At 51.5% G+C, this 21,586-nt stretch carries 1 protein-coding gene (cut by a window edge); it reads left to right on the forward strand.

Going from position 1 to position 21,586, the window contains the following annotated elements; translation table 11 throughout:
• Nucleotides 1–21,586, forward strand: partial view of a non-ribosomal peptide synthase/polyketide synthase gene (locus tag T3H97_RS11460; protein WP_328802582.1) — the 5' portion only. The gene runs 20,834 nt beyond the window's last position; 21,586 of the gene's 42,420 nt are visible here — the first part of the coding sequence; its start codon is at nt 1–3; the stop codon falls past the right edge of the window.

Below are 21,586 nucleotides of genomic sequence, written 5' to 3' on the forward strand. Positions count from 1 at the left end.
ATGACACAGCAAGATGTTCAATTGTTTTCGCTAAGCCAGCCACAGCAACGGATTTGGTATACGGAGCTTCTGTATCCTAATCGGAACACATCGACAATTATTGCAACTGTAAAAATCAGAGGAACTGTTCGTATAGATGCCTTGCAGCAAGCAATGAACCGGGTAATTGCCCAAAATGATTCTTTTCGTATCAAAATTACTGCTCAGGATGGAATCCCATATCAATATGTAGAGCCGTTTACGGCGGAAAATATAGAAACGCTCCAAGTTACCCCGGAAGAAGCGAATGTATGGTTAAAGCGTCATAATCCACAGCCGTTCTCATTGTTGGATTCGCAGCTGTACCGATTTGTTATCTTGCAGCTCGGAGCAGAAGAAACCTGGTTTAATTTTAAAATGCATCATATTATTTCAGATGGCGTGTCCATGAATCAGGCCATTAATGAAATCACCGGACATTATATGGATATTGTGCATGGTACAGGTCAAGATACGCCGACCAAGGGCAATCCCTATCTGGATTTTATCCAGGTAGAGCAAAGCTATGAGCAATCAGACCGTTATCAAAAGGACAAAACGTACTGGACAGAAAAGTTTGCCGATTTGCCAGAGACTACAGGTTTGAAATCATATAACCCGCTGACACTGAGCACAGCTGCACGCCGGGAGAGCTTTATACTGGAAGATGAGTTGTATCGTGGTGTTACGGCTTTTTGCGAGGAACATAAAATTAGTATTTTCACGTTCTTTCTGGCGGCTCTGTATATTTATTTGCATAAAGTGACGGGAGAGCAGGACTTAACCGTGGGGACACTCTATGCCAACCGTACGTCTAAGAAGGAAAAGGATACCATCGGTATGTTCGTCAGCACCGTGGCTACCCGTCTGTTGGTCGAACCAGAATCTGAACTGCTGACCTTCCTGCAAGGTGTAGGGAAGGAGCAGGCGTCCATTCTGCGGCATCAGCGTTACCCGTACAACAAAATTATTCAGGATTTGCGTGAACAGCAAAGCAGTCTGGACATTCAGCGCCTGTTTGGTGCTTCCATTCAGTACCGTACATTGAGTTTCTCCCGGTTTGATGAAGCGATTCAGCAAGTAGATAACGATTTCTGCGGAGATACGGTGAACGACTTTGATATTCACATGGTTGAAATGCTGGATGACGATAGACTCGTGCTGTACCTAGATTATCGTACCGAGCTGTTTAGTGAACAGGAAATTGCTCGAATTATTCGACAATTTTTGAGTGTGGCGGAGCATATGGTGCAGGGTCCACACAAGCGGATACAGGAATTGTCGCTGATCAGTGAGGAAGAACGGGCGCAAATCGTCGACGTATTCAATGCTACAGCGGTGGAGTATCCACACGAAGCAGGCATTCATGAGTTGTTTGAGGAACAGGCTGAACGTACACCGAATCAGACGGCAGTTGTGTTCGGAAATGCCCATTTAACTTATGGCGAACTGAATGTAAAAGCAAATCGACTGGCTCACACGTTACGCGGGCACGGTGTTACCGCTGAGCAAACGGTAGGTATCGTTGCTGAACGTTCCACGGATATGATCGTCGGCATGTTGGCGATTCTCAAAGCGGGCGGCGCATATGTACCGATTGACCCTGATTATCCGGCTGAACGTGTACGTTATCTGTTGGAAGATTCGGGGGCGAAGTTGCTGCTGGTGCAGCGCGCAGAACAGCAACCGGAGGAATACATCGGAATCGTATTGGATCTGAGCGATGCTAAGGTGTACGGGGCAGAGGATGACCAAGGCTTGAATACCGTACATTGGGAGCAAAATGAGGCTTATCATGCGGATTATACCGATAATACAAATCTGGAAAATGAGATTTTAAAGGAAGCATCCTCGTCTGTCGTAGACAGCACTGCTGGAGAACAAGAACGTAAATTTGGAAACCGACTAGCTTATTTGATGTACACTTCGGGCACAACCGGACAGCCCAAAGGGGTTATGGTAGAACATCGCAATGTTGTGCGTTTGGTGAAAAGTATAAACTATGCGCAATTAGATGCTGATACACGCATTTTGCAAACTGGCGCCGTTGTCTTTGACGCATCCACCTTCGAAATTTGGGGTGCGCTATTAAATGGTGGACAGCTTGTACTGGTAAGTCAGGATGTCATTTTGGACGCTCCAAAGCTCAAGGAAGCCGTGCGCCACCATGGTATCACGACAATGTGGCTGACTGCCCCGCTCTTTAACCAGCTATCTCAGCAGGACTTGGAGCTGTTCGAGGGGGTACAAGAACTGCTGGTCGGTGGTGATGTGCTGTCCGTACCGCACATTAACCGGGTGCTGGAGGCTCATCCGTCCCTGCGGATCATCAACGGCTATGGCCCAACGGAAAATACGACCTTTTCTACCACGCATGCCATTACTGGCGTGCAATCAGAATCGGTGCCGATTGGCAGTCCGATCCATAACTCCACAGCGTATGTCGTAGACCGTTCCATGCAGCTTCAGCCTGTTGGGGCATGGGGCGAGCTGATCGTCGGCGGCGACGGGGTGGCACGTGGCTACCGGAACCGTCCGGATCTGACGGCTGAAAAGTTCGTAGACAGTCCGTTCCGCAGCGGAGAGCGCTGCTACCGCACAGGCGATTTGGTGCGCTGGAATGAGGACGGGACGCTGGAATACAAAGGGCGGATCGACGCACAGGTGAAAATCCGGGGCTACCGGATCGAGCTGGGTGAGGTGGAAGCGCAGCTGTTGAAGCTGGAAGCGGTGCAAGAAGCCGTCGTCATTGCACGTGAGGATGAGCAGGGGCAAAAGCAGCTCTGTGCATATGTAGTCACCTTTGCGGATATCGCGGCTAGTGAGCTGCGAAGCGCCTTGAGCCAAGAATTGCCGGGTTACATGGTACCGTCATATTTTGTGCAGCTGGAGCAATTGCCGTTGACACCAAATGGCAAAGTGGATCGTCGGGCGTTGCCGCAACCGGAAGGAAGCGTGGATTCCGGTGAGGATTACGTAGCGGCACGTAATGAGGTAGAACGGACGCTAGTGTCCGTGTGGCAATCCGTACTTGGCATTGAGCATATTGGAGTGTTGGATAACTTTTTCCATCTGGGAGGCGACTCGATTAAGGCCATCCAGGTGTCTTCAAGACTGCTGCAAAATGGTTACAAGCTGGAAATGAGGGAGCTGTTCCAGTATCCGACGATTGCTGAGCTGAATGGACGAGTGCAGCGGGTGAGCCGTGTTTCCGATCAAGGAGAAGTCAGTGGAAATGTGGTATTGACACCGATTCAACACTGGTTCATAGAGCAGCAGCCATCAAAACCTGAACATTATAACCAGGCACTGATGCTGCACCGTGAGGATCGTTTGGACGAAACGGCGCTTCGTCAGGCACTGCAACGCATTGTCGAGCACCATGACGCTTTACGCATCGTATTCCGCCAGAATGCAGACGGCGGGTATGAGGCATGGAACCGTGGCGTGCAGGAGGGCGAGCTGTACAGCCTCGAAGTGGTGGATTTTACTAAGGAGCCTGACTTTGCTCATTTGCTGGAGAACAAAGCTAGCGAAATTCAAAGCAGCATCCGTCTAGATGAAGGCCCTCTGGTGAAGCTGGGTCTGTTCCGTTGCACCGATGGAGACCATTTGTTGGTAGCGATCCACCATTTTGTGGTCGACGGTGTGTCTTGGCGTATTTTGCTGGAGGATTTGGCATCCGGTTATGAGCAAGCTTTACGGGTTGAGTCTGTCCGTTTGCCTAATAAGACAGATTCCTTCCGCCTTTGGGCTGATCAGCTATCAGCCTATGCGAGCAGCACAGCATTGGAGGATGAGCGTGCGTATTGGGAGCAGATTGAGGAAGCAGGGAAGAATCAGGCATCCTTGCCTAAGGATTACACTCGTAAATCTCAGGCCAAGACGCAGCTTTGCGATGATCGGACACTGACCGTAGCGTGGACGGTAGAAGAAACGGAACAATTTCTGAAACAAGCTCATCGGGCCTACAATACAGAAGCAAACGACCTGCTGCTGACAGCTCTGGGCACTGCAATTCAGGAGTGGGCAGGCATCCGTCAGATGCTTGTAAATCTGGAGGGTCACGGACGGGAAGCCATTTTGCCGGATATGGATATTACGCGTACGGTCGGTTGGTTTACCAGCCAATTCCCGGTTGTACTTAATATGGGCGAGGATCGGAATGTGGGACGGCGTGTCAAGAACGTCAAGGAAGGACTGCGCCGTTTGCCGCATAAAGGGATTGGATACGGGATTTTGAGATATCTTGCTGACGGCGAAGGGGAAGCTGCTTTTGTTGCCGAGCCGGAAATCAGCTTTAACTATCTCGGACAATTCGATCAGGATTTAAAGAAAAATGCCTTTCGCATGTCTCCTTATTCCATCGGAGCTTCCATTAGTGACACGTTAACCAAGCGGTATGCTCTGGATATCAACGGCATGATCACGGACGGTGCACTGGAGCTGACGATCAGCTACAGCAGGAAAACATTCATGAAAAAGTCAATCAAAAAGCTGGCTGATCTGCTTCAGGAGAGCTTGCGTGAGGTATTGGCTCACTGTGTGGAAAAAGAGTTGCCAGAGCTGACGCCAAGCGACTTGTCCTTCCAAGGACTGACGGCTGGAGAGCTGGATCATATTGTAGAGCAGACGGCTGCTGCGGGAGAACTAGAAAATATTTATTCGCTCACACCCATGCAAAAAGGCATCCTGTTCCACGGCCTAATGGAGCCGAAATCCGGGGCGTACTTTGAGCAGGCGACATTTGATCTGCAAGGCAGCTTTCAAGTGGAGGCTTTTGCCGAAAGCTTAAATCAGCTGGTGGATCGCCATCAAATATTCAGAACGAACTTTTATAGCGGATGGAATGAGCAGCCTTTACAGGTAGTGTACCGTCACAAGCACGCCGGGTTCCGTTTTGAAGATGTACGTTCGATGAAACAAGGTGAGCAGGACGCATACATTGCTGATTTTGCTGAGCGCGACAAAGCCGAAGGCTTTCATTTCAGCTCAGGCGAGCTGATGCGGGTGTCTATTTTACGTACAGGCGAGGAGTCGTATCGTTTTGTGTGGAGCTTCCATCATATTTTGATGGACGGCTGGTGCTTGTTCCTTGTTATAGGGGAAGCATTTAATACGTACTTTGCCATACTCGAAGACCGCAAGCCGGAGCTCGCCCCGGTAACACCATACAGCGAATACATTGAATGGCTGGATCGGCAGGACAACGTGGAGGCTGAACGGTTCTGGAGTGATTATTTTGCTGGCTTTGAGCAGCAGACCGTATTGCCGCAGGTAAAACAGCTGGACAGTCACGCTAAAGAATATGAAGCGGACAAGCTTTCGTTTACACTGGGCCACGAAGTGACGGAACGGATAAACAAGCTGGTTAAGCAGAAGCAAGTAACGGTCAATACCCTTCTGCAAGCAGCGTGGGGTGTTGTGCTGCAACGGTATAACAACAGTCGGGATGTTGTATTTGGCAGTGTCGTATCCGGCAGATCAGCGGATATTCCGGGCATCGATAAAATGATTGGTTTGTTCATTAACACGGTTCCTGTACGGATTCACAGTGAGAAAGATATTACGTTTGCTGCGTTAATGAAGCAGATACAGGAGCAGGCACTGGCTTCCCGTGCCTATGAAACCTATCCGTTGTATGAAATTCAGGCCCTAACAGAGCAGAAACAGGACCTGGTGAACCATATTATGGTGTTTGAAAACTACCCAGTGGAACAGCGCATGGAGCAAATGGGCAGTCGTGGCACGAATGGCTTTACGATTGCCAATGCTTCCGTGTCGGAGCAAACGAACTATGATTTCAACATTACGGTTGTGCCGGGCGATGAAATTCATGTCCATTTGGAGTACAACGCGCGAGTGTTGGAACGCACGGCTGTAGAGCAAATCCGCGAGCATTTGTTGCATATTATTGAAGAAGCGATTAACAGACCAGATGCGCTGGTAGATGAACTTGAGCTGGTGACTACTGCGGAAAAAGCAAAAATCATCGATGGTTTTGGATCCGTGGGCGTATCTGCATGGAGTGATGAAAAGCAATCAGAAGGGTTGTTCCACGCCTATGTGGAAGAACAAGCGCAGCTTGTGCCGGATCACGTGGCAGTTGTATACGAGGAGCGGCAGCTTACGTATCGCGAGCTGAACGAGCGTGGGAACCAACTTGCTCGTAGATTGCGGAATGAAGGTATTGGGCGCGAGTCCATTGTTGGTATTTTGAGCGAGCGCTCGGTGGACATGCTGATCGGCGTATTAGCAGTATGGAAAGCCGGAGGTGCATATGTACCGTTAGATGCGGATTATCCATCCGAGCGTATCCGTTTTATGCTTGAGGACAGCGGCGCAACGGTACTGCTGACTCAAACTAGTTTGCGGGAGCGCGCACAAGCATGGCTGAATGAAAGCCAATGGGCTTTGGACGATGGAAAAGCTAAGGGTGAGCTGGAGACGGCGGTTAGCGTTGAAACAATGGAAAGAGACAGCCTCAATGAAGGTTTGAGCTTGAAATCAGATTTGGAGTCTGCCAGCGAAGCAGCACCCGAATCCGCAGCGAACTTGCGTCTGCATACCGTACTAGCGCTGGATGATGAGTCACTGTACACCGGGGATACGACGGATGTGGAACCTATCAATGAGCCGCAGGATCTGGCGTATGTGATCTACACGTCCGGGACAACGGGGCGTCCAAAAGGCGTTATGGTCGAGCATCGCAGCTTAGTGAATACGGCTAAGGCATATCGTCGGGATTATCGCCTGAACCAGTTCCCGGTACGACTGCTGCAGCTGGCAAGTTTCTCCTTCGACGTATTCGTCGGTGATATCGCACGGGCGCTCTATAACGGTGGCACGATGGTCATCTGCCCGAAAGACGACCGGATTGATCCAAGCCGTCTGTATGGCTGGATTCACGATTATCAGATTACGGTGTTCGAATCTACCCCGGCTTTAATCGTACCGTTCATGCAGCATGTGCATGAACACGGACTGGACATGAGCAGTCTGGAACTGCTGATCACCAGCTCGGATAGCTGCAGCGTGACGGATTATCGGGTGCTGCAAGAACGGTTTGGTGCGGATATCCGCATTATGAACAGCTATGGCGTCACGGAAGCGGCGATTGACTCCAGCTTCTACGACGAAGAACTGTCGAAGCTGCCAAGTAGCGGCAGTGTGCCGATTGGTCAGGCATGGCTGAACGCACGCTTCTACATTGTGGACAGCCAGTTGAATCCGGTGCCGATCGGCGTACTGGGCGAGCTGTGCATTGGCGGTGCCGGGGTGGCACGAGGCTACCTGAATCGTGCGGACCTGACGGCCGAGAAATTCGTGGCCAATCCGTTCGTGCCAGGTGAACGGCTGTACCGCACAGGCGACTTGGCGCGGTGGATGCCAGATGGCAATGTGGACTTTATCGGCCGGATGGATGATCAAGTGAAAATCCGGGGATACCGGATTGAGCTGGGCGAGATTGAAACCGCGATCCAGCGGGTGCCGGGTGTGCGTCAAGCGATAGTCATCGACCGGACGGACGAGCGTGGACACAAGTACTTGTGCGGATACATCACGGGAGAAGCTGAGCTGCGGATCGAGGAGGTACAGGCCGAGCTGGAAGCAGGACTGCCAGCACATATGGTACCTGCACGCTTGATGCGTCTGGAGACCTTGCCACTGACCCACAATGGAAAAATCGACCGCAAGGCCTTGCCGGAACCGGAAGGAAGCATCCATACCGGCGCAGCCTATGTGGCTCCACGTACTACGGTAGAACAGGTTTTAGCTTCAGTGTGGGCCGGGGTGCTGGGTGTCGAAACGGTAGGCACGCAGGATAACTTCTTCGAGCTGGGCGGCGATTCGATCAAAGCATTGCAAGTATCATCCCGATTGCTGCAAGCAGGGTATCGACTGGACATGAAGGATTTGTTCAGCCATCCGACGGTAGCGTCACTCAGTCCTTTGCTTCGTACAGATGGCAAGATTGCCAGCCAGGAAGAGGCAGTAGGCAAGGTAGATCTGACACCCATTCAACGGTGGTTCTTCGAGCAGCAGCCGATTGATCTGCACCACAGCAACCAGGCGATGATGCTGTATCGAGCTGGGCGCTTTGACGTCGATGCGCTGCGCCGTACGATGGAACGTATTGTCCAGCATCATGACGCATTGCGTACGATATTCCGTGAGACGGAGCAAGGCTATGCCGCTTGGAACCGCAGTGTGGTGGAAGGCGAGCTATACACGCTGGACATCGTAGATTTTAGCGGAGTTGAAGACGAATCCACCGCTGTAGAAGCCAAGGCGAGTGAAATTCAAGCGAGCATTCACTTGAGCGAGGGTCCACTTGTGAAGCTCGGTCTGTTTCATTGCGCTGAGGGCGATCATTTGCTAATCGTCATTCATCATTTGGTCGTGGACGGTGTATCGTGGCGTATTTTACTGGAGGATTTGGCATCGGGTTATGAGCAGGCCGTTGCAGGTAAAACAGGCACAACTATTCGACTGCCGCATAAAACAGATTCGTTCCAGGAATGGGCTAAACGGCTGTCAGCCTACGCGAATAGTGCGACGATAGAGCGGGAGCACGCATACTGGCAGCATATCGAACAAGCAGAAGCAAGCCTGGCGAAGCCTTTGCCGAAGGATTTTGCAAATGACAATGCTCTGCTGGGAGACAGTGAGGTTGTGACTGTCCGCTGGACGAAGCAGGAAACTGAGCAACTACTCAAACAAGCTCATCGCGCGTACAACACGGAAATGAATGACCTGTTGCTGGCTGCGCTCGGAAAAGCCGTCTATGACTGGTCTGGTTCCGAACGGGTTCTGATCAACCTGGAGGGCCATGGGCGGGAGGCCATTTTAACAGATGTGGATATTACACGGACAGTCGGCTGGTTTACGAGCCAGTTCCCGGTTGTACTGGATGGAAGTCTGGGACAAGGGGGGAATACGGCTCGTCTGATCAAACGGGTTAAGGAAGGGCTGCGTCATATTCCGCAGAAAGGCATCGGATATGGTATTTTACGTTACCTGTCGGAAACGAATGTTTTGGAGAAAGCAGACGTGCAGTTAAAGGCGCAGCCTGAGATCAGTTTTAACTATTTGGGTCAATTCGATCAGGATTATAAAGGCAACGATCTGGAGCCTTCCTCCTATTCCATCGGTGTGCCTGTTAGCACGAACGCGTCTATGGATTTTGCATTGGATATTAACGGAGTAATCGAGGACGGCGAGCTGGTTTTCACTATTCGCTACGGCACAACACAATTCCGTCATGAAACGATTGCACAGCTTGGACAACTACTGGCATCCGGCTTGCGTGAGGTGATTAGCCATTGCGTTGCGCAGGAAAGAACGGTGTTGACCCCAAGTGATGTTCTGCTAAATAACATCACGCTGGACGAGTTGGAGCAATTGGTGAAAGATACACAAGATATGGGTGAACTAGAAAATGTGTATGCTTTGACGCCGATGCAAAAAGGTATGCTCTTCTTCAGTCTAATGGATGAGAGTTCGACAGCTTATTTTGAGCAGGCCACCTTTGAGTTGAATGGACGGTTTGATGTGGTTGCTTTCGGCAAAAGCTTTGATCTGCTCGTACAGCGTCATGAGGCGTTGCGGACGAACTTTATCAGTTCATGGAAGGATGAGCCTGTGCAGGTCGTCTTCCGTAATCGTAGTGGGCAATTATATTATGAAGACCTGCGCGGACTGGAAAAAGAAGAACGAGCAGCGCGTGTTGAGGCTTTTACCCTTGCCGATAAAGCTAAAGGATTCAATCTCGCAGAGGATGCACTCATTCGTATTTCGATCCTTCAAACCGGGGATGAAACATATCACTTTATCTGGAGCTTCCATCACATTTTGATGGATGGCTGGTGCTTGTCCTTTATGACACAGGAGGTATTCGGTAGCTATCTGGCACTGCGTGCGGGTCATGAGCCAGCGCTGGAGCCTGTCACGCCGTTCAGTTGTTTTATTGAATGGCTGGAACGTCAGGATCGTGAGGCAGCCTTGCAATACTGGCGTGGGTATCTGGCGGACTACGAGCAGCAAATTACGCTTCCACAGCAAAAAACACAGCCTAAATCGATGCAAGATGAGGAATATGTCGCTGAAGATCTGGAATGTGACTTCCAGCCGGAGCTGGTGGCTCAGATCGAACGGGTGGCGAAGCACAATCAGGTCACGATCAACACGCTGATTCAGACAGTATGGGGCGTTCTGTTGCAAAAATATAATAACAGTCCGGATGTCGTGTTCGGCAGCGTTGTGTCCGGTCGTCCAGGGGATATTCCGGGTGTGGAGCACATGATTGGGCTATTCATTAATACAATTCCAGTGCGTGTTCAGTCTGAACAAGGTGAAACCTTTGTGGGCCTGATGAAACGAACACAGCGGCAGGCGCTGGCTTCCAATGCCTATGATGCGTTCCCGCTGTATGAAATTCAAGCACTGACCGAGCAGAAGCAGGATTTAATTAACCATATTATGATATTTGAAAATTACCCGGTGGAGCAGCAGGTAGAGCAACTGGGTAGTGAAGAACAGGAACCCTTCACAATTTCAAATGTGGTGGCTACAGAGCAAACCAACTACGATCTGAACGTCGTCGTGATGCCGGGTGAAGGCATCAAGATTCGTTTTATGTATAACACGCTCAGCTTTGATCAAGCAGGTATTGAGCGTCTGTATGGGCATTTTGCACGCCTGCTGGAGCAAATTTCGGTCAATCCGCATGTTCGTGTTGAAGAGCTGGAACTACTCACAGCAGCGGAAAAACAACAGATTACAGCGGCATTTAATGATACCGCTTGTGCATTCCCATGCAAACAGACGATCCATCAGCTGTTTGAGGATCAGGTGGAGTGTACGCCGGATCAGGTGGCATTGGTGTTTGGAAATCAGAGTCTGACTTATCGGGAACTGAATGAACGGGCCAACTCATTGGCCCGAATGCTTCAAGCCCAGGGAGTAGGACCTGACAAACTGGTCGGACTGATGGTACAGCGTTCAGTGGAAATGATCGTAGGCCTTCTGGCCGTTCTAAAAGCAGGTGGTGCTTATGTGCCGATTGATCCCGAATTTCCGTCCTCTCGTATTGCATACATGCTGGAAGATAGCGAGGCCACAGTGCTTCTGACCAGTCGTGATCTGTTGGAAGAGCATCATTGCAACGCCAATGCAATATTTCTTGAGGATGCAGCCTTGTATCAGGGAGAGAGCGGCAACCTGGAGACGATTGCCCGACCAGAGCATTTGGCTTATGTCATCTATACGTCGGGTTCGACTGGAAACCCGAAAGGAGTTATGCTCCAGCATCGCTCGGTCCTCAACTTTATTACCGGGATGCGCGAAGTCATTGACTTTGAAGCGAGCCAAACGATTTTGTCGCTCACGACCATTTCATTCGATATTTTCGTCTTGGAAACCATCTTGCCCTTGCTGGGTGGAATGACGGTTGTGCTTGGCGACCGCCAGCATCAGGTGAATCCGCAGGAACTGGGTGAGTTGATTACTCAACATTCGATTGAGATGTTGCAAATGACCCCATCCCGGTTACAAATGCTGCTGGGTCATGAAGCAGGTTCCCGCGCGCTGCAAAGCGTGAAGGCAATTATGGTCGGGGGTGAAGCCCTTCCGTCCAAGCTGCTCGCAGCACTGCAAGAAATAAACGGTCCTCGCATTTATAACATGTACGGACCTACAGAAACGACGGTGTGGTCGACCGTGCAGGAACTGACCCATGCTCAACATATTAATATTGGACGTCCTATTGCGAATACCCAAATCTATATCATGAATGCGAATGGGGAATTGCAGCCCGTCGGCGTACCGGGTGAGTTATGTATTGCAGGGGAAGGATTGGCCCGTGGGTATTGGAAACGTGAAGAACTGACGGCCGAGAAATTTGTGAATAATCCGTTTGCTGATGACAAGTCAGACCATGAGCGGATGTATCGTACAGGCGATTTGGCAAGATGGATGCCGGACGGCAACATTGAATATTTGGGTCGGATGGACCATCAGGTGAAAATCAGAGGTTACCGGATTGAACTGGGCGAGATCGAATCGCAGCTGTTGCAGGTGGAGTCGGTACAAGAAGCGGTCATCATGGCCCGTACGGACGAAACGGGCCAAACACAGCTCGTGGCGTACTACGTGGCGAGTCAAGAGCTTGGAGCTGGTGAGCTGAGACATGAGCTGGGACAAGAGCTGCCAAGCTATATGGTGCCGTCGTATTTCATCTGGTTGGAGCAGATGCCGCTGACACCGAATGGTAAAATCGACCGCAAGTCCCTGCCAGCACCAGAAGGCGGTTTGCACAGCGGTGCGGATTATGCAGCGCCACGCACTGTAACAGAACGAACACTCGTAGCGATCTGGCAGTCCGTCCTGGGCGTGCCAACCGTCGGTATTTTAGACAATTTCTTTGATATGGGCGGCGATTCGATCAAGGCGATTCAAATCGTGTCGCGTGCGTTCCAGGCAGGCTACAAGCTGGACTTGAAGGATTTGTTCCGCTATCCCATCGTCGCAACCCTGGCACCGCATATGCACGAGGTCAGTCGTATGGCAGATCAGGGAGAAGTGAGCGGAGAAACGGCGTTGCTTCCGATCCAGTATGGGTTCTTTGCGCAGGCCCAAGTGGATGCGCATCACTTTAATCAGGCAGTGATCCTGCACCGGGAGCAGGGCTTTGACGAAGCTGCTCTGCGTCAGGCGCTTATCAAACTAGCAGAGCACCATGATGCACTGCGGATGGTGTTCAGCAAGACCGAGCAAGGCTATAAAGCATGGAACCGCGGAATACAGGAAGGCGAGTTGTATCATCTGGACGTGCTGGACTTTAGCAATTTGGCGGATGAAGCCATGCTCAGCGCGGCAATTGAGGCGAAAGCCAATGAAATTCAAAGCAGTATCCAACTGCAAGAAGGACCGCTGTTAAAGGCTGGTTTGTTCCACTGTGCAGATGGGGACCATCTCCTGATGGCGATTCACCATTTGGTCGTGGACGGGGTATCCTGGCGTATCTTGTTTGAGGATTTGGCTACTGCCTATGAACAGGCCGTTCATCAGGAAGTGCTTCAGCTGCCGGACAAAACGGATTCCTTCCGTTTCTGGTCACAAAAACTTTCCACCTATGCGAATAGCACAGCCATGGACAGTGAACACGCCTATTGGGAGCAATTGAACGCAGCCGCTTGGGCTGACCAAGTACGTTTGCCTGAGGATCAAGCGCAGGCTGAGCCCTTTACCTTGGCTGACACGGATACAGTGGTCGTCCAGCTTACGGAGGAAGAGACATCAAAATTATTGAAGCAAGCACACCGCGCATATAACACGGAAGTGAACGATCTGCTTCTGACGGCACTGGGCATGATGATGTACACGTGGACGGGTCATGAACGCAGTCTGATTAATTTAGAGGGACACGGGCGTGGGAACATTTTGCCGGATACGGACATTTCTCGTACGGTAGGCTGGTTTACGAGTCCATATCCGGTATTGCTGGACATCGGTCGTGATCCCGCTTTGTCAGAACGTATCAAACAGGTCAAAGAGAGCCTGCGCCTTATTCCGAATAAAGGAATGGGCTACGGAATCTGGAAATATTTGAGTGAATCCGGCCAAGCCGTTGGTCAGCAAGCAGGTGTGCTGAACCTTGGTCAACATCAAGCTTTTGCCGAGCCGCAAGTGAGCTTTAACTATCTCGGACAGCTGGATCAGGACTTGCAAAACAGCGATATTCGTATGTCTCCTTATTCAATTGGATCGGTCGTTAGTGACCGGACGAAGATGAAATATGCGCTCGATGTGAGCGGGATCGTAACGAACGGCATCCTGGAACTGGACATTCGGTATAACGGCAAAGCCTTCCGTAAGGACACCGTCCACATGCTGGCTAATCTATTAAAATCCAACCTGCTTGAAATGATCGAGCATTGTGTCACACGGGAGCGGACCGAATTGACTCCAAGTGATGTATTGCTAAAAGGTCTGACCCTGGAGCAATTAGATACGATTAAGGAGCAGACCAAGACGGTTGGGGAATTGGAAAATGTGTACCCCTTGACCCCCATGCAAAAGGGTATGCTGTTCCATAGTTTGATGAATGCAGAAACAGGCGTGTATTTTGAACAGGCGACCTTTGATCTGGAGGGCCACTTTGAGCCATCCCTATTCGAGGAAAGCTTGAAGCTGCTGGTTAGCCGGCATGCTATATTACGGACGAATTTCTACAGCGGCTGGTATGGTCAACCGTTGCAGATCGTCTATCGTCATAAAAATCCGAGCTTCCGTTATGAGGATGTCAGAGGGCGTGAACACGCTGTAGCTGAATTTGTGGCTCAGGATAAAGCTCGAGGCTTTGATCTAAGCAAGGATGCGCTTATGCGAGTATCCGTCTTCCGCACAGGGGATAGCTCATATCGTTTTGTATGGAGCTTCCATCATATTGTGATGGACGGATGGTGCCTGTCCCTGATGACGGACGAAGTGTTTGGGGCGTATTTGGCCCTGCTGGAGCACAAGCAGCCAGAGCTCGCACCTGTCAAGCCGTATAGTGACTATATCGAATGGTTGGAACATCAGGATGCACAGGAAGCGACCCGTTATTGGAGTGACTATTTGGCAGGTTTTGAGCAGCGAACCTTGTTGCCTGGTGAGAACGCGCAAGCTTCTGTCGTCGCACGGGATGAAGAACCGGACAGAAGTGGTGAAAGTTCAAATGCCGGCTATGTTTTGGAAAAGCTGCCATTTAGGTTGGGCAAGGAGCAGAGTGCCGCATTAAACCAAATGGCCAAGCAGCAGCACGTCACGATTAACACATTGCTGCAAAGTGTGTGGGGCGTTATTTTACAGCAATACAATAATAATCAGGATGTTGTGTTTGGTGGTGTGGTATCTGGTCGTCCGGCAGACATTCCGGGTGTGGAGAACATGATCGGACTGTTTATCAATACCATACCGGTGCGGATTCAAAGTGAATGGAATGCTACATTTGCTGAAATATTGCAGCGTACGCAGGAACAGGCTTTGGCCTCCAGTATGTATGACACGTTCCCGTTGTACGACATTCAGGCACTGACTGAACAAAAACAAGACCTGATTCATCACATCATGGTCTTTGAAAACTACCCGATCGGGCAGCAGATGAAGCAGATGGGCGGTTCTGACGAGACAAGGTCACAGACGGACTTTTCGATTGCCAATGTGGAACTTGCCGAGCAAACCAACTACGATTTCAACCTGATTGTCGTGCCTGACGAGGATATCTCCATCCTGCTTGAATACAATGCTCTAGTGTATAGCCGGTCTGCCATGGAGCGTATCCAGGGCCATATCGACCATGTCATCGGACAAATTGTGGACAATCCGAATATCCGAGTGAATGAGCTGGAATTGGTAACACCGGAAGAACAGGCACAGCTCGTTCAGGTCTGGGGGGATACGGCGACAGCCTATCCGCAGGATCAAACGCTAAGCGCATTGTTTGAGCAGCAGGCCGCGGATACACCGGACCAGGTGGCAGTGTTGTGCGGAGCGGAATCGTTGACCTACGCGGAGTTGAATGAGCGCGCGAACCGTTTGGCTCGAACGCTGCGTGCGGAAGGTGTTGAACCGGATCAGCCTGTAGGCATACTGGTTCACCGTTCGCTGGAGATGATCGTAGGCATCTACGCGATCCTCAAGGCAGGGGGAGCCTATGTACCGATTGATCCAGAATATCCGGCGGATCGCATCCGCTTTATGCTGGAGGACTCGGGCGCGAAGCTGGTGCTGACGCAATCGCATCTGGCGGGGCAAGCGTCACTGAGTTTCGACGGCCAGGTGCTGGTGCTGGATCGTCAGGAGCAGGATGGCCAAGACATTTACCACAAAGACGGTTCGAATCTGGAGGCACTGGCTGGCCCGCACCATGTAGCCTATGTTATCTATACCTCCGGCTCCACCGGGAAACCGAAGGGCGTGATGGTGGAGCACCATTCCGTGCTGAACCGAATTTTGTGGATGCATGGTCGATACGGCTTGAGTGCGGAAGATACGATCCTGCAAAAGACAGCCTTCACGTTCGACGTGTCGGTATGGGAGCTGTTCTGGTGGTCGCTGGTCGGCTCAAAGGTAAGCCTGCTGCCCGTGGGCGGGGAAAAGAACCCGGAAGGCATCGTCGACACGATTGCCCGCGATGGCGTGAGCACGATGCACTTTGTTCCCGCCATGCTGCATGCGTTCCTGGAGTACGTGGAGCAGCAGCCACGGGAAGTGATGCAAGCGAAGCTAGGCACGCTACGCCATGTCTTTGCCAGTGGTGAAGCCTTGCCGCCACAGCATGTGGCGCGATTCCAGCGGCTCGTGTCGAGTCTGGCCGGAGCGAAGCTGATCAACCTGTATGGACCAACCGAAGCGACGGTGGACGTATCGTACTTTGATTGTGAACTGGATGAGGAATATGGAGTTATTCCGATCGGGAAACCGATTCAGAATATTCGTCTGTACATCGTGAAGGAAGGCACGGAGCAATTGCAGCCGATCGGGGTTGCAGGTGAACTGTGCATCGGTGGTGTAGGTGTAGCGCGCGGCTATCTGAACCGTCCAGAGCTGACGGCCGAGAAATTTGTGAAAGACCCGTTTGCAGGCGGGGAAGCAGGCTATGAACGGATGTACCGTACAGGCGATTTGGCGAGATGGATGCCGGACGGCAACATTGAATATCTGGGCCGGATCGACCATCAAGTCAAAATCCGCGGGTACCGGATCGAGCTGGGCGAGGTCGAATCGCAGCTGCTCCAAGTAGAATCGGTACGAGAAGCGGTCGTCATGGCTCGTGCGGATGAAACGGGCCAAAAACAAATGGTGGCGTACTACGTTGCGGGACAAGAGCTAGGAGCCAGTGAGCTGAGAAGTGAGCTGGGCCGGGAGCTGCCAAGCTACATGGTGCCATCGTACTTTGTACAGCTGGAGCAGATGCCGCTGAGTCCGAATGGCAAAATTGACCGCAAGGCCCTGCCAGCACCAGAAGGCAGTCTGCAATTCGGAACGGATTATGCAGAGCCGCGTACCGCATCAGAACGCGCTTTGGTAGCGGTTTGGCAGTCAGTACTGGGGCTACAGACGGTCGGCATATTGGACAACTTCTTTGATCTAGGCGGCGATTCCATTAAGGCAATCCAAATCGCATCGCGCGCGTTCCAGGCCGGCTATAAGCTGGACATGAAGGATTTGTTCCAGTATCCAACGGTTGCAACCCTGGCACCGCATATGCATGAGGTCCGTCGTATGGCAGATCAAGGAGAAGTGAGCGGGGAAACCTCGTTGCTTCCGATCCAGCATTGGTTCTTTGCGCAGGAGCGCGAGCGCCCGCAGCACTTTAATCAGGCGGTCATGCTCTATTGTGCCGAGGGCTTTGATGAGACGGCGATTCGCCAAGTCATGGATCACATCGTGAAGCATCATGATGCGCTTCGTACGGTTTTCCATCAGGATTCCTCTGGTTATATGGCTTGGACACGTAGTGTAGATGAAGGCGCGTTGTATACGCTGGAAACCGAAGACTACCGTGAACAAGTAGCCTATGCGGAAGCGCTGGAAGCGAAGGCAAATGAAATTCAAAGCAGCATTCACCTGTCCGAAGGACCTCTGGTGAAGCTGGGATTGTTCCGCACAACCGAGGGCGATCATTTGCTCATAGCTATTCACCATTTGGTGATAGACGGGGTGTCGTGGCGGATTCTGTTTGAAGATTTCTCGACAGGTTACGAGCAGGCGATCAAAGGCGAGCCTGTACGATTGCCCTATAAAACGGATTCCTTTCAAACTTGGGCACGGGAGTTGTCGTCTTACGCCAACCGTCCTGAGGCTGCATCGGATGAAGTTTATTGGAAGCAGCTGGAACAGGTCAAAGCGGAAGCGGCACCGTTGCCGAAGGATTTTGCCTACGAGGGCTCTTTGAATGCAGACAGCGAAGTGCTGACGGTAGAGTGGACCGAAGCTGAAACCCAGCAGTTGTTAAAGCAGGCTCATCGCGCCTACAACACCGAGGTCAATGATTTGCTGCTGACGGCATTAGGATTGGCGATGCACAACTGGACAGGCGCCGGACAGGTGCTAGTGAACCTGGAGGGACATGGCCGGGAAGCAATCCTGCCAGAGGTGGATATGACACGTACAGTAGGCTGGTTTACGAGCTTGTATCCGGTACTGCTGGATACGGGTGCAAATCTGACGCTGGCAGAGCGGATTAAAGAAACGAAGGAAGGCCTACGCCGCATTCCGCATAAAGGGCTAACCTATGGCACCTGGCGCTACTTGTCCCCTGCTTTCGCATCGGATGAAGCGCATGCGATTGCAGCAGAACCGGAAATAAGCTTTAACTATTTGGGTCAAGTCGATCAGGATCTACAAAACAGTGGAATCACATTGTCTTCCTATAGCGCAGGAGAGACAGAGGATGCACATTCACCGCTGCAATATACGCTGGATTTAAACGCGATGATCTCTGAAGGCACGCTGCGCTTGACGATTGCTTACAGCCGTAAGCAGTATCGCCAAGAAACGCTGGAACGTGTGGCGGGACTGTTGCAATCCGCTTTGCAAGAGGTGATTACGCATTGCGTCGCTCAGGAACAGCCGGAACTGACCCCGAGTGATGTATCCTTCAAAGGTCTGACGACTAGAGAACTGGAACAAATTGCGGAACAGGCGGCACATACCGGTGAGCTGGAAAATGTATACGCACTGACGCCGATGCAAAAGGGCATGCTCTTTTACAATCTGATGGACTCGCAATCAGGAGCTTATTTTGAACAGGCATCCTTTGATCTGCAGGGACATTTTAATGTCGATGCGTTTGCGGCCAGTTTGGATGTATTGATGCAGCGGCATACGGTACTGCGCACGAACTTCTACAGCGGCTGGAAAGATGAAGCGCTTCAGGTCGTGTATCGCAATAAGCGCAGCGAACTGTATGTGGAGGATTTGCGGGATATGGAGCAAGAGCGGCAAAACGAGTACATCCTCGAATATACGCGCCAAGACAAGCAAAGAGGCTTTGATCTGGCGCAAGATGCTTTGATGCGTGTGGCTGTTTTGCGCACAGGTGAGGATTCGTACCGTTTTGTGTGGAGCTTCCACCATATCGTCATGGACGGCTGGTGCTTGTCGCTGGTGACAAACGAAGTGTTTGCGAGTTATTTTGCGATACTGGCCCATAAGCAGCCGGAACTGGCACCTGTAACGCCGTACAGTCAATATATCGAATGGCTGGAACAACAGGATCGTCAGGCCGCATCAGGTTACTGGAGCAAGGTTCTGGAAGGATATGAGGAGCAGTCCCGCTTGCCACAGGCAAAAATCCAGGGTAAGACGGGGTATCAGGCGGAGCGTCTGGATTTTGACTTAGGTGCGGATCTAACGGCTGGCATTCAGCGCGTAGCCAAGCGTTATCAGGTGACGATGAATACGTTGATGCAGACGGTTTGGGGCCTTTTGCTGCAAAAATATAATGGCACAGATGATGTGGTGTTTGGCAGCGTGGTATCTGGACGTCCGGCAGACATTCCGAATGTGGAGCACATTATTGGTCTGTTTATCAATACCATTCCTGTACGCATCCGCAGTCAAGTGGACAGTTTATTCTCAGACGTGATGAAGCAAACCCAAGAGCAATCCATTGCTTCCCATGCCTATGATACGTATCCGTTATATGAAATTCAGGGGCTGTCGGAGCTTAAGCAGGATTTGATCAATCATATTCTTATTTTTGAGAACTATCCGGTAGAGGAACAATTGGAGCAATTAGGCAGCGGTGAAGAGTCCAGCTTCACGATCACAGGAGCCGAGTCTGTCGAGCAGACCAACTATGACTTTAACTTGGTGGTGCTGCCGGGCAACACTATTCACATGAGCTTTGGTTATAATGCCTTGGCATTTGAACGGGAAAGCGTAGAGCAAATTCGAGGTCATCTGGTGAAGTTGCTGGAACAGGTGACAGCGAAGCCGGACATTCGCGTGCATGAGCTGGATATGGTAACCACGCAGGAGCGTGAGCAAATTCTCAGCGTATGGGGAGATACGGCGACCGAGTATCCAAGCGAGCAAACGATCCATGGCTTGTTCGAGGCGCAAACCGCGCAGACGCCGGAGCAGACAGCACTGTTCTTCGAAGGAGAGCAGTTGACCTATCGCGAGCTGAATGCACGCGCCAATCGATTAGCTCGTACCTTGCGCAGTCAAGGCGTGACGAAAGATCGTCTGGTGGGTCTGATGACCGAGCGCTCGGTGGACATGATCGTAGGTATCTTCGGGATTTTAAAAGCCGGGGGTGCATATGTGCCCATCGATCCGACGTATCCAGAGGAGCGTATCCGCTATATGCTGGACGACTCGGGTGCGAAGCTGTTGTTAACGCAAAACCATCTGGTGGACAAAGCGGCTATCGACGGTCAGGTGCTGGTGTTGGATGGGGAGCAAACGGTGTACCACGAGGATGATTCCAATTTGGAGCCGTGGTCCGGTCCGAACGATCTGGCATATGTGATCTATACGTCGGGTACGACGGGGCAGCCGAAGGGCGTAATGCTCGAGCATCACGGGCTGTGCAATCTGAAAACGTATTTTGATCAGACGCTTCGGATGAGCACGTCGGATCATGCGTTGCTGTTCGCCAGCTACTCGTTTGATGCGGCTTGCTGGGAAATCTTCCAGGCGCTGTTCTGCGGAGCCGCGTTGTATGTGCCAACGTCAGAAACGATTTTGAATTACGAGCGGTTTGAGCAATATATGGCGGATCATCAAATCACCGTGGCTGCTTTGCCGCCGACCTATGCGGTGTATCTGGAGCCGGAACGGATGCCAAACCTGCGTATTCTGTTCACTGCGGGTTCTGCAACTTCAACAGAATTGGTATACAAGTGGAAGGATCAAGTGGCGTACTACAACGGCTACGGTCCCACCGAAAACTCGGTGGCGACGTCCATCTGGCCCGTATCCGAGGATGAGAGAGCCGGACAGCTGATTTCTATCGGACGCCCTGTGCCGAATCATCGGGTATACATGGTGGATGTGCATGGACATTTGGCTCCGGTGGGCGTAGCGGGTGAGCTGTGCGTGTCCGGTCCGGGTCTGGCTCGGGGTTATCTGGATCGCCCAGAGCTGACGGCTGAGAAATTTGTATCGAATCCGTTTGCGGCTGGTGAAGCAGGGTATGAACGAATGTACCGTACAGGTGACTTGGCGAGATGGATGCCAGACGGAAATATCGAATATTTGGGCCGGATCGACCATCAGGTGAAAATCCGGGGCTATCGGATCGAGCTGGGTGAGGTCGATGCACAAATTTTGAAAGTGGAGGACGTACAAGAGGTCATCGTACTGGCCCAGGCGGACGAGCAGGGGCAAAACCAACTGGTGGCGTACTATGTCGCTGAACGGGAAGTGAGCGCGGGTGAGCTGCGCAGCTTACTGGGTGAGGAGCTACCAAACTACATGGTGCCTTCGTATTTCATCCAGCTGGAGCAAATGCCACTGACACCTAACGGTAAAATCGACCGCAAGGCCCTGCCAGCACCAGAAGGCA

This window comes from Paenibacillus sp. LX16, from assembly GCF_036252815.1.
In the GTDB taxonomy this organism is placed as follows: domain Bacteria; phylum Bacillota; class Bacilli; order Paenibacillales; family Paenibacillaceae; genus Paenibacillus; species Paenibacillus polymyxa_B.